An 18,312-nucleotide genomic window follows, 5' to 3' on the forward strand; every position below is an offset into this window, starting at 1 on the left:
AGCAAGGACAGTCTATGCCCGCCTATCGCTCCCGCACCACCACACATGGCCGCAACATGGCCGGCGCCCGCGGCCTGTGGCGCGCCACCGGCATGAAGGATTCCGATTTCGGCAAACCGATCATCGCCGTGGTCAACTCCTTCACTCAGTTCGTGCCGGGCCACGTCCATCTCAAGGACCTTGGGCAGCTGGTTGCCCGCGAGATCGAAAAGGCCGGCGGTGTCGCCAAGGAATTCAACACCATTGCGGTCGATGACGGCATCGCCATGGGCCATGACGGCATGCTGTATTCGCTACCGTCGCGCGAGCTGATTGCCGACTCGGTCGAATACATGGTCAACGCCCACTGCGCCGACGCTATGGTCTGCATCTCCAATTGCGACAAAATCACGCCGGGCATGCTGATGGCGTCGCTGCGTCTCAACATCCCCACCGTTTTCGTCTCCGGCGGGCCGATGGAGGCCGGCAAGGTGGTGCTCGCCGGCAAGACGCAGGCGCTCGATCTGGTCGACGCCATGGTGGCGGCCGCCGACGACAAGATCTCCGACGAGGACGTCAAGACCATCGAGCGCTCCGCCTGTCCGACCTGCGGTTCCTGCTCGGGCATGTTCACCGCCAACTCGATGAACTGCCTGACCGAGGCGCTAGGCCTGTCGCTGCCCGGCAACGGCTCGACGCTGGCGACACACGCCGACCGCAAGCGGCTGTTCGTCGAGGCCGGCCATCTGATCGTCGATCTCGCCCAGCGCTACTACGAGCAGGACGACGACACCGCGCTGCCGCGCAGCATCGCCTCGAAGGGCGCCTTCGAGAACGCCATGACGCTCGACATCGCCATGGGCGGCTCGACCAACACCGTGCTGCACATCCTGGCTGCCGCGCATGAGGGCGAGATCGATTTTGATCAGGACGACATTGACGCGCTGTCACGCAAGGTGCCGGTGCTATGCAAGGTTGCCCCCGCCAAGGCGGATGTGCACATGGAAGACGTCCACCGCGCCGGCGGCATCATGGCGATCCTCGGTCAGCTCGATAACGCGGGACTGATCAACCGCGACCTGCCGACCGTACATACGCGAACGCTCGGCGAAGCGCTCGACCATTGGGATATCTCGCGCACGTCAAGCCAGAATGTCCGCGACTTCTTTCTGGCGGCCCCGGGCGGCGTGCCGACGCAGGTCGCCTTCAGCCAGGATCGCCGCTGGGACGAACTCGATCTCGACCGGGAGAAGGGGGTCATCCGCTCGACCCAATATCCTTTTTCCAAGGACGGTGGCCTTGCCGTGCTGAAGGGCAATCTTGCGCTGGACGGCTGCATCGTCAAGACCGCCGGCGTCGATGAATCGATCCTGAAATTCACCGGCCCGGCAAGGGTGTTCGAAAGCCAGGACGCCAGCGTCAAGGCGATCCTGTCTAACGAGATCAAGGCCGGCGATGTCGTCGTCATCCGCTACGAAGGGCCACGCGGCGGCCCCGGCATGCAGGAAATGCTCTACCCGACCAGCTATTTGAAATCGAAGGGCCTCGGCAAAGCTTGCGCGCTGGTCACCGACGGCCGCTTTTCCGGCGGCACCTCGGGCCTGTCGATCGGCCATGCCTCTCCCGAGGCGGCGGAAGGCGGGCTGATCGGGCTGGTGCATGAGGGCGACACGATCGAGATCGATATCCCGAACCGCACCATCCGGCTTGCCGTCGACGATGCTGAACTGGCCGCCCGCCGCGCAGCGATGGAGGCCAAGGGAGCTGCCGCCTGGAAGCCCGAGGAAAAGCGCAAGCGCAAGGTGACGATGGCCTTGCGCGCCTACGCCTCGATGGCGACCAGTGCTGCCAAGGGTGCGGTAAGGTATGTGCCGGAGTAGGTTCGCGTTTCCTTCTCCCCTTGTGGGAGAAGGTGGATTGGCGCGTAGCGCCAAGACGGTTGAGGGGTGCTGGACGGAGTGCCGTCGGTGCCAAGCTGGAACACCCCTCATCCGGCCGCTTCGCGGCCACCTTCTCCCACAAGGGGAGAAGGAAGAACCGCGCCTGGAGGTTCCGCCTTGCGGCAGCACGCTGCACGGAAAGAAACGGCTTTTTGAACGAGGTGGCTTCAGATGGATTTCGACCTTATCGTCCGCGGCGGCATGCTGCACGACGGCACGATCGCGGATATCGGCATCATCGGCGAGACGATCGCGGCCATCGAGCCCGAGCTGAACGTTACCGCGGGCACGGCGATCGACGCCCATGGCAATCTGGTCTCGCCGCCTTTCGTCGATCCGCATTTTCACATGGACGCCACGCTCTCGCTGGGCATCCCGCGCATCAACGCGTCGGGCACACTGCTGGAAGGCATTTCGCTGTGGGGCGAACTGAAGCCGCTGTTGACGCACGAAGCGGTGCGCGAGCGCGCGCTCGCCTATTGCGACTGGGCTGTCACAATGGGCTTGCTCGCCATCCGCACCCATGTCGATGTCTGCGATACCAGGCTGCTGGCGGTCGAAGCCCTGCTCGATGTGAAGAAGACGGTCGCGCCCTATATCGACCTGCAACTGGTCGCTTTCCCGCAGGATGGGTTTTATCGCTCGCCGACGGCGCGCGATAACACCATCCGGGCGCTCGACATGGGTGTCGACATCGTCGGCGGCATTCCGCATTTCGAGCGCACTATGGCCGACGGAACGCGTTCGGTGACGGAACTTTGCGAAATCGCGGCAAAGCGCGGCCTGATGGTCGACCTGCATTGCGACGAGACCGATGATCCGCTGTCGCGACATATCGAACAACTGGCCTATGAGACGCAACGCCTCGGCCTGCAGGGCAGGGTCGCCGGCTCGCATCTCACTTCGATGCACTCGATGGACAGTTACTATGTCTCGAAGCTGTTGCCGCTGATCGCCGAGGCAGGCGTCTCGGCGATCCCCAATCCGCTGATCAACATTATGCTGCAGGGCCGCCACGACACATTCCCCAAACGCCGCGGTCTGACGCGGGTCAAGGAAATGCTTGCCCACGGCATCCGCGTCGGCTGGGGCCAGGATTGCGTGCTCGACCCCTGGTATTCGCTGGGCACCGCCGACATGCTCGACGTCGCCTTCATGGGCCTTCACGTCGCCCAGATGTCGAGCCCGGCCGACATGGCGCGCTGCTTCGACATGGTCACCAATGTCAACGCCGCCATTATGGGCCTCGACCATCTCGGCCTGGCGGTTGGCAAGCGCGCCAGCCTCGTCGTCCTCGATGCCGGCGATCCGGTCGAGGCCTTGCGCCTGCGCCCCGAGCGCCTCTGCGTCATCGCCAGGGGCAAGGTGGTGGCCGAGCGGGCCAGGCAGGAAACGCGGCTTTCGATCGCCGGACGGCCGGGAACAGTGAACCGCAGGCATCGCCGCCCACTTCACGACCAATAATTGGCAGGCCCGATAAGATGTTGAGCCTGCATCAGGCCGCACACGTCGATCAGATTGATAGGTCCTGATCTTAAGTCTACAGTCAGTCTCCACTTTTGTGGTGAGGAGGACACGATGTGGCACAAGACGGCGATGGTGGTCGCGTTGGCGGCGACCTGTGCAGGCTGCATGACGGCCGAAGACCGTCGTGCCGCGGACGAGGCGAAATGCCGGTCCTACGGCTTCGTCAGGAAAAATGATGCCTTCGCCGAATGTCTGCAGCGCATCGATCTGGCGCGCCGCGCGGACCTGAGAAGTGCCTCGGCTTTCGATCCTTGGGATCGGCCGGTGATCTATCGCCCGGTCATCATTCGGCCACGGCCAAAGTAGGCCGTTGAAGCGGCGATCTAGAGCGTCGGACCCAAAAGTGGATAACGGTTTGAGAAAATCCGATGCTAAAAAGATAGTGCGGCGGTACGATTCGATTTGAAAGTCCGCCGCTCTGGTGTAGGCCCAGCCGATTTCCGGCTCTGGTCTGGCCGGGCTCCCGATTTCCGCTCGTCAAAGCGGCTGCTTGCGTCTACGACGCTGCTTACCGAGCTTTCATGCGGGAGGAAGCGATATCGGCATGGCACAGCCACCAGCCCAGAATTCGACGACCAGGAACGTGCTTTTGGCCGGCATTCTGCTGATGCTGGCCGGCGATTTCCTGTTTGCGTTGAACGATGCGATGGGCAAATGGCTGGTCGCCAGCTTTTCCGTCGGCCAGGTCGTCCTGATCCGTTCCATTGGCGCTTTTTTCGTGCTCGGCCCGATGATCGCGCGTCAAGGTACGGCCAGGCTGTTCCGCATGGAGCGCCTGGAACTGCAGGTCTTGCGCGTCGTCATGACGACCCTCGACACGGCGCTATTCTACGCCGCCGTCGTCTATCTGCCGCTCGCCGACGTCATGAGCTTCTACATGGCCGGACCGATCTACGTGGCGGCGCTGTCGCACCTGCTGCTCGGTGAAAAGGTCGGCTGGCGCCGCTGGATGGCGATCCTGGTCGGCTTCTGCGGCGTGCTGATAATGCTCAAACCGTCCTCGGCCGCGTTTTCGCTGTCGTCGACCTTCGCGCTGGCCGGAAGCATTTCATTCGCCTTCGCCATCATCCTCAACCGGCGGTTGCGCGGCACCAGCGACACCTCGTTGGTTACGTGGCAAACCATCGGCACATTGCTGGTCGGCGGATTTCTCACCATCGGCAACTGGCAGACGCCGTCCTCGCTCGATTTCGGCGCCATGCTGCTTCTTGGCATCGTCTCCTGCGGTGCGCATCTGATGATCACCAGGGCGCTGAAGCTGGCGCCCGCCTCGACGCTGGCGCCCCTGCATTACAGCCTGCTGCTGTGGGCCGTCATCTTCGGGCTGGCCTTCTTCGGCGACATGCCCGGCCCGCGCATCCTGATCGGCTCGGGCATCATCGTGCTGGCCGGCCTGTTCATTTTCTATCGCCAGAAGGTGGTGGACACTGTGCCGCCGGAAAACGTGCCGAAAGGCGTCAACTAATGCATGTCGCCCAAAAGTGCGCAGCGGTTTTGGGGCAACCGCATGCATAAAAACAAGGACTTAAAGCACACCGCGTGAATCCCATCACGTGGCGTGCTTTAAGGTTCCAGATTTCTGGCGCCTAACCCGCGCGCACCGCCGTCAGATGCCTTGAGAAATCGGCCGTCTCCATCAGCGCCCTGCAGCGTGAAAAGCGACCGTCGGCATAGGCGCGGAAATCGTCAACCGGATTGCTGTTGGCGAGCTGAATCAGCCCCCACAGCGTCCACAAGAGATCGCACATCGCCTTGTAGATGACGATGCGGCCGCGCTCCGCCGGCGTTGGCTCGCCACCGAAATAGGCGCCCATCATCTCTTCCTCCTGCGCCGTATCAAACTGTCCTTCGACGCTGAGGTCGCCGAGATCCCAAAGCGGGTCGTTCATGCCGGAATATTCCCAGTCGACGATCCACATCCTGTCGCCCGTATCGAGGAAGTTTTCGCACAGCGGATCGCAGTGGCAGGCGACGAGAGGCAGCGGATGCGCGGCAAGCGCCGAGCGCACGGTTTCCGCCTCGATAACGACGTCGTGGTAACCGGCAGGCAGGGCGACGTCCTTGGTCGACAACACCTTCAGATAGTCGTCGATCATCGCAAACAGCTCGAAGCGGAAGGGAAACACCGCGCCGGATGAATGCAATCTGCCGAAGGCCTTGCCGGCGCGCGCCGGACTGCCCGGCCGGGTCTTGAATTTTTCTGGCGACATCGTCTCGGCGCCGGCGATGAAGCGCGTCACCATCACACCTGTTTCGCCGTCGACATGCAGCAGCTCGGGGCTGACGCCGGCCTTGGCGGCTTCCCGCGCCGCCACCGCCTCGTTGGCGCGATTGATATACTCCTCGGTGCCTTTGCCGGGAATCCGCAGGCAGACATCTCCAGCCCTGAAGACGAGGTTGGTGAGGCCGCCAAGCCGCTCCAAGGGTCCCTCGTAACCGGCCAGCCCCGGAATGGCTGCAAGCGCCGCACGTGCTTCCTCGTCCACCATCGCTTCCGCCCTCTTTGCGTCTTTATTTGTGGCCACGACGGTTCCACAAATTTCGCCGTTTGGCTATCATCCGCGGCATGCGATTCACTCCAGCGCCGCACGGTCCTGTCGGACGCGGAAGGACGCTGCTGCGCTTTGATTTTGCGGACGGGACTGCGATGGCGGACAGGAAAAATGAAGGCGCGCTCGCCGCGGCCTATGCAGCGAAGCGGCCTGAAGAAGTGGCGGCGCTCTACGACCGCTGGTCCGACACCTACGACGCCGACATGTCGGCGGCCGGTTATCGCCATCCGACTATCTGCCTCGCCCTGCTTGCCCGCCACTTGCCGCGCGGCGCGGCACCGCTCCTCGATGCCGGTGCCGGCACCGGGCTCATCGGCGAGTGGCTGAAGATCGCGGGCTATCCGCAGGTCGAGGCACTCGACATCTCGGCGGGCATGCTGGCCAAAGCGGAGCGCAAGGGCGTCTATTCGGCGCTTCACTGCCTGGCGCTCGGCGGCCCGCTGCCTTTCGCCGATAATGCCTATGCCGGGATCATATCGGCCGGCGTCTTCACCTCGGGCCATGTCGGCGCCGAGGGGCTCGACGAACTGATCCGTATTTGCCGGCCGGGCGGGATAATCGTGCTGACGGTCAAGAACACGCTGTGGGACGCCGGTTTTGCCGCGCGGATCGCCGACCTCGATGCGAAGGGCGTCGTCACACGTGCCGAGGAGACGTCGCCCTATGTCTCCATGCCGGGCGAGGCGGACACCGTGCCGAGCCGCGGCCTCGTTCTGCGCGTGAACTGATCATTCTTCCATTCCCCTCGTTAAGGTTCCCGTGTCGCTCGATGTCACCAAAAGTGATACTGCTGGCGAAGTCAATTTGGCCGCGGCTAGACAATTGACAGCCCGAGTTTACAAGCAACATGTTGCCTCCGAACTGGGCTTATTTCCGACTTCGCCAGCAGTATCAAAAGTGCCCAAGAGCCGACCTTCTTTACGCCTCCGGGGAATTCAGGCGGCTTGCAGCCGTCGGTGAAGGTGCGTCAACGCCGCCGTCTGTCCGACATTTCATTGGATGATCCTCCTCAGCACTGCCTTCACAGGGCCGGGCAGGAACCTGCTCAATCGCGACCGCAGACCTCTCGACCTTCTGCGCGACACTTCGGGAATGCACGGGAGCTGCTCGATATACTCTGGCCTTTCGGGGCGATCGATCTCGGGCGATGCGTCCGTAATGGGCGAGGAGAGCAGTGGCTGACTCCGCCCTTTGATAGCAACCAGGGTGATGCGATCCCTCCAGACGACATGCCTGTCCCCTTCTGGAGCCAGCGGCCAGTTGGGATTATGATACTCGTAGGGGTTCAAGCACTCGTAGACGGACGTGAAGCCCACGTGTCGGAGTAGGTTGCAGAGCGATGCACGCGTGAAGAGGAAGGCCTTCGGGTTGTCGAGCGAGTTCCAGAGCGCTGCCAGCTTCTCCTCGGAGGTCGCATCAGTATCGTGTTCCTTGCCATACCTGCCCCAGTAGGTCTTCCCCTTCCAAGAGTACGACGCTTCGTCGCTGAGGCTGATATGGGTATCGATTATTGATATCTTTCCGCAAACCTTCGAGATTCTCTCCACGAAGTCCATGACATCCGGAGCATCCAAGTGATAAAGGATCCCCAAACATAGAACAACATCGAAACGACCATGGCGCTCCTCGTCGAGGTTGCGCACGTCATTTAGGGCGAGTTCGAGGTTGTCCAGGGAGAGTACCTCCTTAGCGAAGTGCACCTTCTCAAGGTTCGCCTCCCGACCCTCGATGGCGAGCACGTCGGCCCCATGGAGCGCGAACTCAATCCCGTATTGCCCCTCGAGACACGCCAGGTCCAGAACGCGAAGCTTCTCCAACGGCTTCCCCGCAAGATCTGCAGCGATCTGCACGAAGCGCCTCAATCGGGCGTCCCAGTGCGGCTCATCGAACGTGTCAATTTGATCGGCCAGATGGATGGAACCTGCCGTCCAGGGGCCGAACCTTTCGATAATCTTCTGCTTTTTCTCCTTGATTTCGTTTATTTGCATATTGTGCCCTCGTCATAGAAGAACAGTCTCGAACGTGTAGACTCCAGGGGAAACGCTAGACAAGTTTCAGGAAAAGTGAATAGGATGTCAGTAACCCTAGAGCGGTTCTCGATCTGACGTACGGACTTAAGCTCAGTGCTTATAGCCGCCGGCTTTTCCGCACGGATCGCCGACCTCGAGGCGAAGGGCGTCGTTACGCGCGCCGAGGAAACGTCGCCCTATGTCTCCATGCCGGGCGAGGCGGACACGGTGCCCAGCCGCGGGCTCGTTCTGCGCGTGAACTGATCTAGGCTCTGATCCTTGCTCCCGCCGGATCGTAAAGCGGCTCGAGATGGATCTTTGCCGGCGTCCGCTCCATCGCCACCACCAGCTCGTAGTCGCCGGAGGCGAGGAAATCGTCGCTGACGCCATCGGCGTTGCGCACATAGCCGTAGCCGATGTTCTTGCCGACCGTGTAGCCATAGCCGCCGCTGGTCAGGTAGCCGACCGGCTCGCTGTTGCGCAGGATCGTTTCGCGCCCGAGCAGCACGATCTCGCAATCTTCGACCGTGAAGCCGGCAAAGCGTTTTTTCAGCGCGGCGCCGCTGATCTTTTCTAGAGCCCGCCGCCCGAGAAAATCGGTATTCTTGCGAAGCTTCACCGCCCAGCCGAGGCCGGCCTCCTGCGGCGTGTCATTGGGCGTGATGTCGGAGCCCCAGGCGCGGTAGCCTTTTTCCAACCGCAGCGATTCCAGCGCCCGGTAGCCGACCGGGCGAATCCCGTGCTTCTCGCCCGCCGCCATCAGCGCGTCGAAGATTTCGCCAGTCGCCGCGATCGGCACATGCAGCTCCCAGCCGAGCTCGCCGACATAGGTGACGCGCAGCGCCCGAACTGTGTGGCCGGCGATGGAGATTTCCCGCACATGTCCGAACGAGAAAGCAGTGTTCGACACGTCCGCATCGGTCACCGCAGCCAGCACGTCGCGGGCGCGCGGCCCCATCAGCGAAAGCGTGCCGAAATCCTCGGTGACATCGGTGAGCGTCACGTCGAGCTCGTTGCCGACATGGTCGCCGATCCACGAGAAATCATGCGTCCTAAAACCGGTGCCGGTGACGACGTAGAATCGTTCTTCGCCGAGCCGCGCCACGGTCAAGTCGGCCTCGATACCGCCGCGCGTGTTGAGAAGCTGCGTGTAGGTGAGCCGGCCGACCGGCTTGGCGACGTCGTTGGCGCAGATCCAGTCGAGCGCCTTCAGCGCATCCGCACCGGTCATTTCGTATTTGGCGAAGGACGACTGGTCGAAAATACCGACGTTCTCGCGCACGTGCCGGTGCTCGTCGCCGACCGGCGCGAACCAGTTTTGCCGGCCCATCGAATAGATGTCCTTCGGCTCGACGCCTTCAGGCGCAAACCAGTTCGGCCGCTCCCAACCGAGTTTGGAGCCGAACACGGCGCGGTGCTTTTGCAGCCGTTCATAGAGCGGCGACACGATCCGTGGCCGGCCCGTGACATACTCCTCATGCGGGAAGCCGATCGTGTAGTGCTTGCCATAGGCTTCCAGCGTGCGGTCGCGGACCCATTGCCGGTCGCGGTGCAGGTCGGAAAAGCGTCTGATATCTACCACCCACAGGTCGAGTGGCGCCTCGCCGTCGACCACCCATTGCGCCAGCACCCAGCCGGCGCCGCCGCCCGCCGCGATGCCGAAGGCGTTGAAGCCGGCGCCGACGAACATGTTGGCGCATTCGGGCGCCACGCCGAGAATGAAATTGCCGTCCGGCGTAAAACTCTCCGGCCCATTGATCATCTGCTTGACGCCGACGGTTTCGAGCGCCGGAACCCGCGCGATCGCTTGGTTCATATGCTGCTCGAAATGATCGTAATCGTCGTCGAACAGCCGGAACTCCCAGTCATCAGGGACATCGCCGCCGGGAAGATCGGTCGTCCAGGCTTGCGGGTCCGGCTCATAGCCGCCCATCACCAGCCCGCCGACCTCCTCCTTGAAATAAATGCGGCGGTCGGGGTCGCGGATCGTCGGCGCATCGGTCGCCAACCCGTCGATTCTTTCGGTGACGATGTACTGGTGCTTCACGGGCTGCAGCGGCACGTTGATGCCGGCAAGGGCGCCTACCTGCCGCGCCCATTGCCCGGCACAGTTCACCACCTTGCCGCAGGCGATATCGCCCTTGTTGGTCTTTACCGCGGTGATGCGGCCATCCTTCATGTCGAAGCCGGTAACGCGGACATCCTCGAACAGTCTGGCGCCATGCATGCGCGCGCCTTTGGCCAGCGATTGCGTGATGTCGGAAGGGCTTGCCTGCCCGTCGGTCGGCAGCCAGCTGGCGCCGACGAGATCGCCGGCCTCCAGCAGCGGCCACATTGTCTTGACCTCGGCCGGTGACAGCAACTGCATATCCATGCCGAAGCTTTTCGCCGTCGTCGCCAGCCTCTTATACTCGATCCAGCGGTCGGCATTGGTAGCGAGCCTGAGGCACCCGGTCATCTTCCAGCCGGTGGCCAGCCCGGTTTCGGCTTCCAGCCCCTTGTAGAGATCGACCGAATATTTGAGCACGCGGGTGATAGAGGCCGAAGACCGCAACTGGCCGACCAGCCCCGCCGCATGCCATGTGGAGCCCGAAGTCAGTTTGCCCTGTTCCAAAAGCACGACATCGGCCTTGTGGTCACGCGCCAGATGATAGGCCGTTGAACAGCCAATGATGCCGCCGCCGATGACGACGATCTCGGCGTGAGCGGGCAATGTCATGATTTCTGTCCGTATTTCGTTCGGTAGTTTTCCAGCGCGGCATCGAGCCGCGCCAGGTTTTCGTCGGTATAGGCAACGTAGTCGATGCCGGGCGCGTCGAGATAAAGTTCGGAAACCATGCTCCACATCGCCTCGCGCAGCAGCGATGCGCATTGCATGGCCGCATGCGAGCGGCGGATCGCCTCGTCCGGCTCCTTCATGAAATAGGCAGTCAGGAAGGCGAAGGACTCCTCGTCGTTCATGCTGGCGTTCGAGGCGACGCCGGCGAGGTCGAACATCGCCGTGTTGAAGCCGGCATATTCAAAGTCGATCAGCCACAGTCTATGGCCGTCGTCGAGAATATTAGCCGGCAAAAGATCGTTGTGGCCAAAGACGATCGGCAGCAGTTTCTGCGCCCGTTCAAGTTCGTCCGCTAGCGTCAGCAGCCGCGGCAACTCGCTTCGCATGCGGCTGCCGGCTTCCTCCAGCGTGCGCGCATAGTCGCGGATGACATGGAACACCCAGAACATGAAGCCGGCGCCGGAGACATGATTGGGCATCTCCCGATGGAAGCCGCGCATCAGGGCGGCGACGCGGCCGATATTGGCGCGTACGTCTTCCGCGACATAGGTCTTGGCGCCGAGAAATTCCGTCACCAAGATCCCGGGCTCGGAATGGTGGACCGCAGGCGCGAAGCCGGCGGCGTGCGCCGCGCGCGCGGTCATCACCTCGCGCTCGCGAAAGACGTGGTGGAATGGAAAGTCCTGGCCAAAGCGCACGACATGCCGCCCAGCTGTGTCCTTGACCAGATAGTTGGCGTTGCTCAGGCCGCCCGGCAGCGGCGCGATCTCGATGCTGCCGGTCCAGCAGGGCAGGGCGCGGATGCGGTCCTCGGCGGTCACAGGTTCATCCCTCGTTGGGCGGGGTTCAAGACGCCGCGGGCGAGACAAAGATGGCGGCCGGCAGGAGGGAGCAATGCGAAAATCTCGTCGGTGCGGGATGCCAGGATCGGTATCCCGCACCGCACCGACGAGCCCCTGTGCCGGGTTCTTCGACACCGGCATCCGCCCCCGCGGATTCGAAACAGTCCTTTTCCCTTACGTCAGACGATTTTCCAGACGTTCGGGCAGGCGAAATTTGGTGCGGCTCTGCCATCGTTCTCCCGTGGCAGTTCCGAGCCTGTCACGAGTTAGTGTCACGCCATGTGTTCCGGCTTGTCAACGAAAACTTGTGGCTTTTTCTGTCTTCTTGCCCGAATCCTTTAGGATTCCTTGTGAACTGTGGCCGATTTGCCTTAGAAACAGTCAGTAGCGCAACAACCCGATTGGGCGAACCGGATGATCCATTCGAAGCGGCATGGCGAAATCCTGCGTCTCCTGCAGGAAGAGGGCACCGTCACCATCGCCAGCCTGGCCGACCGGCTGGGCGTCTCGCTGGAGACCGTGCGCCGCGACGTCAAGCCGCTGACCACTGACGGTTCGATCCTGAAGATGCATGGCGCCGTCGGCCTGCCATCGATGGCCGGCGAGGCGCCATTCGAGCGGCGCATGCGCGAGAATGCCGATGCCAAGCGCGCCATTGCCCGCATGGTTGCCGCAACCATCCGCGACGGCGAATCGATCATGCTCGACACCGGCACCACCACCTCTTTCCTAGCCCGCGAGCTGCTCGGCCACCGGCGGTTGACGGTGGTCACCAACTCTTCGGACATCGCCCGCACGCTGGCCACCGTCAACGGCAACAAGGTCTATATGGCCGGCGGCGAACTGCGCAGCGATTCGGGCGCCGCCTTCGGCGTCTCGGCCATCGAATTCGTCAGCCGCTTTTCCGTCAGCCACGCGGTGATCTCCACCGGCGCGGTCGATGCCGTCACGGGCGTGATGGACTATGATCTGGAAGAGGCGGAATTCGCCCGCATGGTGCTGTCGCGCGGCCAGCGCTCGCTCGTCATCACCGACCACACCAAGTTCGGCCGCCAGGGCCTCGTCCAGGTCTGCGGCCTCGACGGTTTTTCCGAACTCGTCACCGATCGGCCGCCGCCGCGCGCCATCGCCTCCGCCCTTGGGCAAGCGGGCGCACGGCTCAGCATTGCCGGTGACGATAGCGGGACCTGACCTGGCCAGAGCAGTAAAGCGGCGAGCCTGAGATCGGCGGCTTTTCTTCCTTGCCGTCCCGGTGTTTAGTTCGGCGATGGCCTTCACAATCCGCCAATTGCAATTCTTCATCGCCGTCGCCGAGCAAGGCACGGTGTCGGGTGCTGCGCAGAATCTGTCCATCTCGCAATCGTCGGTCACCGAGGCGATCAAGGAGCTCGAAGGCGATCTCGGGGTCGAACTGTTCGAGCGCCATCCGCGCGGCCTGAACATCACCCACAAGGGCCATCAGTTCCTGCGCCACGCGACAAAGATCCTTGCCGACGTTTCCGACGCGCGCCGCGCCTTCTTCGGCGAGCAAGCGGCGGCGGGCGGCCGGCTGCAACTCGGTGTCACTTCGCTGGTCGCCGGCTATGTGCTGTCGGACCTTCTCGCCCGCTATCGCCGCGCCTATCCGGGCGTTGAGATTTCGGCCATCGAGGACAATGGCGATTACCTCGAACATCTGCTGATCGGCGGCAAGCTCGACATCGCCGTCATGGTCACCTCGAACCTGCGCGACCGCACCGCCCTGCAGTCCGAAATTCTCGAAGTCTCGGCCTATCGGCTATGGCTGCCGCTTGGCCATCCGCTGTCCGGCGCCGACATCATCGGCATTGGCGATATCGCCTCGGAGCCGCTGATCATGCTGACCGTCGACGAGATCGAGGAGAATACCGGAAAACTGCTGGCGGCGATCGGCGCTAAGCCGCACGTCGCCTTCCGCACCCGCTCGGTCGAAGCGGTGCGCAGCCTCGTCGCTACCGGCGCCGGCGTGGCGCTGCTGCCCGACCTCGTCTACCGGCCATGGTCGCTCGAAGGCGACCGCATCGAATCGCGCGATATTTCGGGCTCCTTGCCGGTTGTTCAGGTCGGCACGGTCTGGCGGCGCGGCTCCGGCCTGCCCCAGGCCGCGCGCGACTTCATCGGGCTTGCACAGTCGCAGCGCATGGTCCGTCAGCGGCCGGAGAAGATTGGTCGTTAAGTCTATCGGAAAAACCGATATCCCCTTTCTGATAAATGAATTTGCGAAACCGGAAATTTCACAGCACTTTCACAATCAGGGACCAAAGCCGCCGCGAGAGTGCGGCCCCTCAAATGGGAGATCGATGATGAACTCATTCCTGAAGTCGTGCACTGCATTGACGGTCGCGCTGGCCTTCTCCGGCCAGGCGATCGGCCAAGTCAAGGAACTCGGCAAGGGCGAAGGCCAGGTCAACATTGTCGCCTGGCCTGGTTACATCGAACGCGGCGAAACCGACAAGAACTATGATTGGGTCACGTCTTTCGAGAAGAACACAGGCTGCAAGGTCAACATCAAGACCGCCAACACCTCCGACGAGATGGTTGCGCTGATGAATGAGGGCGGCTTCGACCTCGTCACCGCCTCGGGCGACGCTTCGCTGCGCCTCGTCGCCGGCAAGCGGGTCCAGCCGATCAACACCGATCTCATCCCGAGCTGGAGCACGGTAGACGACCGGCTGAAGGATGCGCCATGGTTCACGGTTGGCGACGTCCACTACGGCGCCCCCTACCAGTGGGGACCGAATGTGCTGATGTACAACACCGAGGTGTTCAAGGAAGCGCCGAAGAGCTGGAACGTCGTCTTCGAGGAGATGACCTTGCCTGACGGCAAGTCGAACAAGGGCCGCGTCCAGGCCTATGACGGGCCGATTCACATCGCCGACGCTGCCAATTATCTGAGGTTCCACAAGCCGGAGCTCGGCATCAAGGATCCCTACGAGCTGACCGAGGATCAGTACAAGGCCGCCCTCGATCTGCTGCGCGTCCAACGCACGCTGGTCGGACGCTACTGGCATGACGCTGCCATCCAGGTCGATGACTTCCAGAACGAAGGCGTCGTCGCCTCCGGTTCATGGCCCTATCAGGTCAACACGCTGATTGCCGCCAAGAAGCCCGTCGCTTCGACCATTCCCCAGGAAGGCGTCACCGGCTGGGCCGACACGACCATGTTGGCGGCCGACGCAGCCCACCCGAACTGCGCCTATATGTGGATGGAGCACTCGCTGTCGCCGAAAGTGCAGGGCGATGTCTCCGCCTGGTTCGGTTCGCTCCCAGTGGTGCCGGCTGCCTGCAAGGGCAACGAATTGCTCGGCGACGAAGGCTGCAAGACCAACGGCTACGACAACTTCGAAAAAATCAAGTTCTGGAAGACGCCGGTGTCGAAGTGCGCCACCCAGGACCAGTGCGTGCCTTACTATCGCTGGGTGTCGGACTATATCGGCGTCATCGGCGGGCGGTGAGTTCGTCTCGCTCGTTGTGAGAGCGCAGCCCTGCCGTCACCCTTACCCTCTCCCCGTGAAGAACGGGGAGAGGGGGATCGCGAGCGTTGCGGCTAGCCCCTTCTCCGTCACTATACGGGGAGAAGGTGCCGGCAGGCGGATGAGGGGCAGCGCCGTCGCCTGAATTTGATCAGCCTGGGACAGCCCATGACCTCCGCCGTTTCGTTCGCCAGAGTCTCGCGCCATTTCGGCAGCGTGCGCGCCGTCGACGTGGTCGACCTCGATATCGCGCCGGGCGAGTTCTTCGCCATGCTTGGACCTTCGGGTTCCGGCAAGACGACCTGCCTGCGGTTAATCGCCGGCTTCGAGCAGCCGACATCGGGGTCGATCTCCATTTTCGGCGAACGCGCCGAAGGCGTCCCGCCCTATCGCCGCAACGTCAACACCGTCTTCCAGGACTACGCGCTGTTCCCGCATCTGAACGTGCTCGACAACGTCGCTTACGGCCTGATGGTCAAGGGCGTCGGCAAGCCCGAGCGGCAGAAGGCGGCGGAGGAGGCGCTCTCGCTGGTCCGGCTTCCCGGCTACGGCGCCCGCCGTCCCAGCCAGCTTTCTGGCGGACAGCGCCAGCGCGTCGCGCTCGCCCGCGCACTGGTCAACCAGCCCAAGGTGCTTCTGCTCGATGAGCCGCTTGGCGCGCTCGACCTCAAGCTGCGCGAGAACATGCAGGAGGAGCTGAAGTCGCTGCAGAAGGCGCTCGGCATCACCTTCGTCTTCGTCACCCACGACCAGGGCGAGGCGCTGTCGATGGCCGATCGCGTCGCCGTCTTCAACGACGGCAAGATCATGCAGATCGGCACGCCGGAGGACATCTACCAGCGCCCGAAGACGCGCTTCGTCGCCGATTTCGTCGGCTCGTCCAATGTGCTGCCGCCGGATTTCGTTCAGCGTTATTCCGGCCAGCATCGCTGGGGCAGCCTGCGCCCTGAATCCATTCGCATCGGCCGGGCGGCGAAGGGCGAGGGCGTTGCCGCTCGTCTCGTCTCGACCAATTATCTCGGCTCCACGACCAGACTGGCGCTCGACGCCGACGGCTTGCGCCTGCACGCCATCGTGCCGGCCGGTGCCGCCTTGCCGAAGGAAGGTGAGGCGGTCGTGCTCACCTTCAACCGCGAGCATTTGCATCTTATGGACGAGCCGGCATGATGGCGCTTTCGGCAACTGTCGCTAATAGCCGAGGCAAGGCGCTTCACGGCGCCCCCCTCTGTCCTGCCGGACATCTCCCCCACTTGGGGGGAGATTGGCTGTCGCGACTACTTTCGCCAATCTCTAACGTTGCAGAATGGCCGGCGAGATTGAAGCTGCCAATCTTCCCCCTTGTGGGGGAGATGTCCGACAGGACAGAGGGGGGCGCGAAGGAACGCAACCGGTCGACGAAACCATGACTCTGACCGCTGCCCAGGCAAAACCTGCCCCAGCCCTCCTTCCTCGCGCGCGCGGCTTGCGCGGCGCGCTGTCGGACCTGTTCTGGCGCAGGCCCAAGCTCCTGCTGCTGTTGATGCTGCTGCCGCCGGTGCTGTGGCTCGGCATCGTCTATATCGGCTCGCTGTTCGCACTGCTCTTGCAGAGTTTTTTCTCGATCGACGAATTCTCCGGCCTCGTCAACCGTGAATTCACGCTGAAGACCTATGGCGATCTGCTGCAGGCCGCAAATCTCGACATCATCTTGCGCACGGTGACGATGGCGGCCCTGGTCACGTTCGCCTCCGCGATCATCGCCTTTCCCATCGCCTATTACGCGGCGCGCTATGCGCGCGGCCGCTGGAAGGCGCTGTTCTATCTCGGCATCATGCTGCCGCTGTGGTCGAGCTATCTGGTCAAGATTTACGCCTGGAAGCTCATCCTCGCCAAGGAAGGCATCCTGACCTGGCTGCTCGCCAAGCTGCATCTTCTATGGCTGCTCGATGCCTGGCTGTCGCTGCCGATCGTCGGCGGTAATTCCCTGTCGGTGTCGTCCACCGGCACCTTCATCGTCTTCGTCTACGTCTGGCTGCCCTTCATGATCCTGCCGGTGCAGGCGGCACTCGAGCGCGTGCCCGGCAATCTGGTCGAGGCCTCGTCCGATCTCGGGGCCTCGCCCGGCCAGACCTTCCGCAACGTGCTGTTCCCGCTGGCGCTCCCGGGCATCGTCGCCGGCTCGATCTTCACCTTCTCGCTGACGCTCGGAGATTACATCATCCCGCAGATCATCGGCACCTCGCGGCTGTTCATCGGCCAGGCCGTCTATTCGCAGCAGGGCACCGCCGGCAACATCCCGCTCGCCGCCGCCTTCACCGTGGTGCCCATCGTCATCATGGGCTTCTACCTCTGGGGCGCCAAGCGCATGGGGGCCTTCGATGCGCTCTGATGGCTCACCATCCGCTCCTCTCGGCCTGAAGATCGCCGCTGCCTGCGGCTTGCTGTTCCTGCATCTGCCGATATTCCTGATCTTCATCTATGCCTTCACGACCGAGGAAAGGAGCTTCGTCTGGCCGCCGCCGGGGCTGACGACGCAATGGTTCGCCGTCACCTGGAACCGCCCGGACGTGTGGCAGTCTCTGTCGCTGTCGGTGCGTGTCGCCGCTATCTCGACGCTCGTCGCCCTGGTCCTCGGCACGCTCTGCGCGGCCGCCGTGTCGCGAACACGGTTCTTTGGCCGCGAAACCATCTCGCTGCTGGTCGTCCTGCCGATCGCGCTGCCCGGCATCATCACCGGCATCGCGCTGCGTTCAGCCTTTTCGCTGGCCGAGATTCCGTTCTCGTTCTGGACGATCGTGCTCGGCCACGCCACCTTCTGCGTCGTCGTTGTCTACAACAATGCTGTCGCCCGCTTTCGCCGCACCTCCGGCTCGATGATCGAGGCATCGATGGACCTTGGCGCCGACGGCTTCCAGACCTTCCGCCATGTCGTGCTGCCCAACATCGCCACCGCCCTGCTCGCCGGCGGCATGCTTGCCTTCGCGCTGTCGTTCGACGAGGTCATCGTCACCACCTTCACCGCCGGCCAGCAGCAGACGCTGCCGATTTGGATGCTGGAAGAGCTGATCCGTCCGCGCCAGCGCCCGGTCACCAATGTCGTCGCCATGGTCGTCGTGCTGGTGACGCTGCTGCCCATCCTCGTCGCCTATTACCTCACCCGCGACGGCGACCAGATCGCCGGTTCGGGCAAATGACGTCAAGAATCCATAAGGGA

At 62.9% G+C, this 18,312-nt stretch carries 15 protein-coding genes and 1 pseudogene; 12 read left to right on the forward strand and 4 right to left on the reverse strand.

Translation table 11 applies throughout. From position 1 onward, the window contains the following. Nucleotides 1-14: 14 nt before the first annotated feature. The 4 genes from ilvD (at nt 15) to ACWTU8_RS20765 (ending at nt 4,911) form a co-directional block, all read left to right on the forward strand. Nucleotides 15-1,859 (forward strand): dihydroxy-acid dehydratase, encoded by a 1,845-nt coding sequence (gene ilvD, locus ACWTU8_RS20750; protein ID WP_455849648.1) that lies wholly within the window; start codon nt 15-17, stop codon nt 1,857-1,859. Between the two features lie 231 nt (nt 1,860-2,090). Continuing rightward, on the forward strand, nt 2,091-3,383 hold the full coding sequence (locus tag ACWTU8_RS20755) for an amidohydrolase family protein (protein ID WP_455849649.1): 1,293 nt from the start codon (nt 2,091-2,093) through the stop codon (nt 3,381-3,383). A gap of 114 nt (nt 3,384-3,497) precedes the next feature. Then, a complete protein-coding gene (locus ACWTU8_RS20760; RefSeq protein ID WP_127318925.1) occupies nt 3,498-3,752 on the forward strand; it encodes a hypothetical protein in 255 nt (84 codons plus the stop codon). A 238-nt stretch (nt 3,753-3,990) separates the two neighbouring features. After that, nucleotides 3,991-4,911: a DMT family transporter gene (locus ACWTU8_RS20765; RefSeq protein WP_455849650.1), complete on the forward strand. Its 921-nt coding sequence runs from the start codon at nt 3,991-3,993 to the stop codon at nt 4,909-4,911. 121 nt (nt 4,912-5,032) lie between these two features. Here the strand turns inward: ACWTU8_RS20765 and ACWTU8_RS20770 are convergent, their stop codons facing one another. Beyond that, nucleotides 5,033-5,935: a phosphotransferase gene (locus tag ACWTU8_RS20770; protein ID WP_455850014.1), complete on the reverse strand. Its 903-nt coding sequence runs from the start codon at nt 5,933-5,935 to the stop codon at nt 5,033-5,035. Nucleotides 5,936-6,093: 158 nt separating this feature from the next. On the opposite strand from ACWTU8_RS20770, the gene ACWTU8_RS20775 reads away from it, so the two are divergent. Beyond that, nucleotides 6,094-6,726, forward strand: coding sequence for a class I SAM-dependent DNA methyltransferase (locus ACWTU8_RS20775; RefSeq protein ID WP_135933593.1), 633 nt, complete (start codon nt 6,094-6,096; stop codon nt 6,724-6,726). 264 nt (nt 6,727-6,990) lie between these two features. On the opposite strand, the gene ACWTU8_RS20780 is transcribed toward ACWTU8_RS20775, so the two are convergent. Beyond that, nucleotides 6,991-7,986 (reverse strand): class I SAM-dependent methyltransferase, encoded by a 996-nt coding sequence (locus ACWTU8_RS20780; RefSeq protein ID WP_455849651.1) that lies wholly within the window; start codon nt 7,984-7,986, stop codon nt 6,991-6,993. Between the two features lie 150 nt (nt 7,987-8,136). On the opposite strand from ACWTU8_RS20780, the pseudogene ACWTU8_RS20785 reads away from it, so the two are divergent. After that, nucleotides 8,137-8,271: pseudogene (locus ACWTU8_RS20785) on the forward strand (class I SAM-dependent DNA methyltransferase); the annotation flags it as partial. A 1-nt stretch (nt 8,272) separates the two neighbouring features. Here ACWTU8_RS20785 and ACWTU8_RS20790 read toward each other — a convergent pair. Then, complete coding sequence (locus tag ACWTU8_RS20790) at nt 8,273-10,726, reverse strand: GcvT family protein (RefSeq protein ID WP_455849652.1); 2,454 nt, start codon at nt 10,724-10,726, stop codon at nt 8,273-8,275. After that, complete coding sequence (locus ACWTU8_RS20795) at nt 10,723-11,607, reverse strand: phosphotransferase (protein WP_455849653.1); 885 nt, start codon at nt 11,605-11,607, stop codon at nt 10,723-10,725. The genes ACWTU8_RS20790 and ACWTU8_RS20795 overlap by 4 nt, the downstream gene beginning before the upstream one ends. A gap of 435 nt (nt 11,608-12,042) precedes the next feature. On the opposite strand from ACWTU8_RS20795, the gene ACWTU8_RS20800 reads away from it, so the two are divergent. The 6 genes from ACWTU8_RS20800 to ACWTU8_RS20825 all read left to right on the forward strand — a co-directional run bounded on the left by ACWTU8_RS20800 (nt 12,043) and on the right by ACWTU8_RS20825 (nt 18,292). Next, the gene (locus ACWTU8_RS20800; RefSeq protein ID WP_065005987.1) at nt 12,043-12,819 is read left to right on the forward strand and encodes a DeoR/GlpR family DNA-binding transcription regulator; all 777 of its coding nucleotides are present in this window, start codon (nt 12,043-12,045) and stop codon (nt 12,817-12,819) included. A gap of 76 nt (nt 12,820-12,895) precedes the next feature. Next, complete coding sequence (locus ACWTU8_RS20805) at nt 12,896-13,822, forward strand: LysR substrate-binding domain-containing protein (RefSeq protein ID WP_065005986.1); 927 nt, start codon at nt 12,896-12,898, stop codon at nt 13,820-13,822. A gap of 127 nt (nt 13,823-13,949) precedes the next feature. Further along, nucleotides 13,950-15,101, forward strand: a complete 1,152-nt coding sequence (locus ACWTU8_RS20810) for an ABC transporter substrate-binding protein (RefSeq protein ID WP_455850015.1) — start codon at nt 13,950-13,952, stop codon at nt 15,099-15,101. Nucleotides 15,102-15,287: 186 nt separating this feature from the next. Continuing rightward, nucleotides 15,288-16,286 (forward strand): ABC transporter ATP-binding protein, encoded by a 999-nt coding sequence (locus ACWTU8_RS20815; protein ID WP_455849654.1) that lies wholly within the window; start codon nt 15,288-15,290, stop codon nt 16,284-16,286. Nucleotides 16,287-16,521: 235 nt separating this feature from the next. After that, entirely contained in the window at nt 16,522-17,487 is a 966-nt protein-coding gene (locus ACWTU8_RS20820; protein ID WP_455849655.1) for an ABC transporter permease, read from the forward strand. Beyond that, on the forward strand, nt 17,477-18,292 hold the full coding sequence (locus ACWTU8_RS20825) for an ABC transporter permease (protein WP_455849656.1): 816 nt from the start codon (nt 17,477-17,479) through the stop codon (nt 18,290-18,292). The genes ACWTU8_RS20820 and ACWTU8_RS20825 overlap by 11 nt, the downstream gene beginning before the upstream one ends. Nucleotides 18,293-18,312: the final 20 nt, after the last annotated feature.

Source organism: Mesorhizobium sp. BHbdii, from assembly GCF_053848045.1.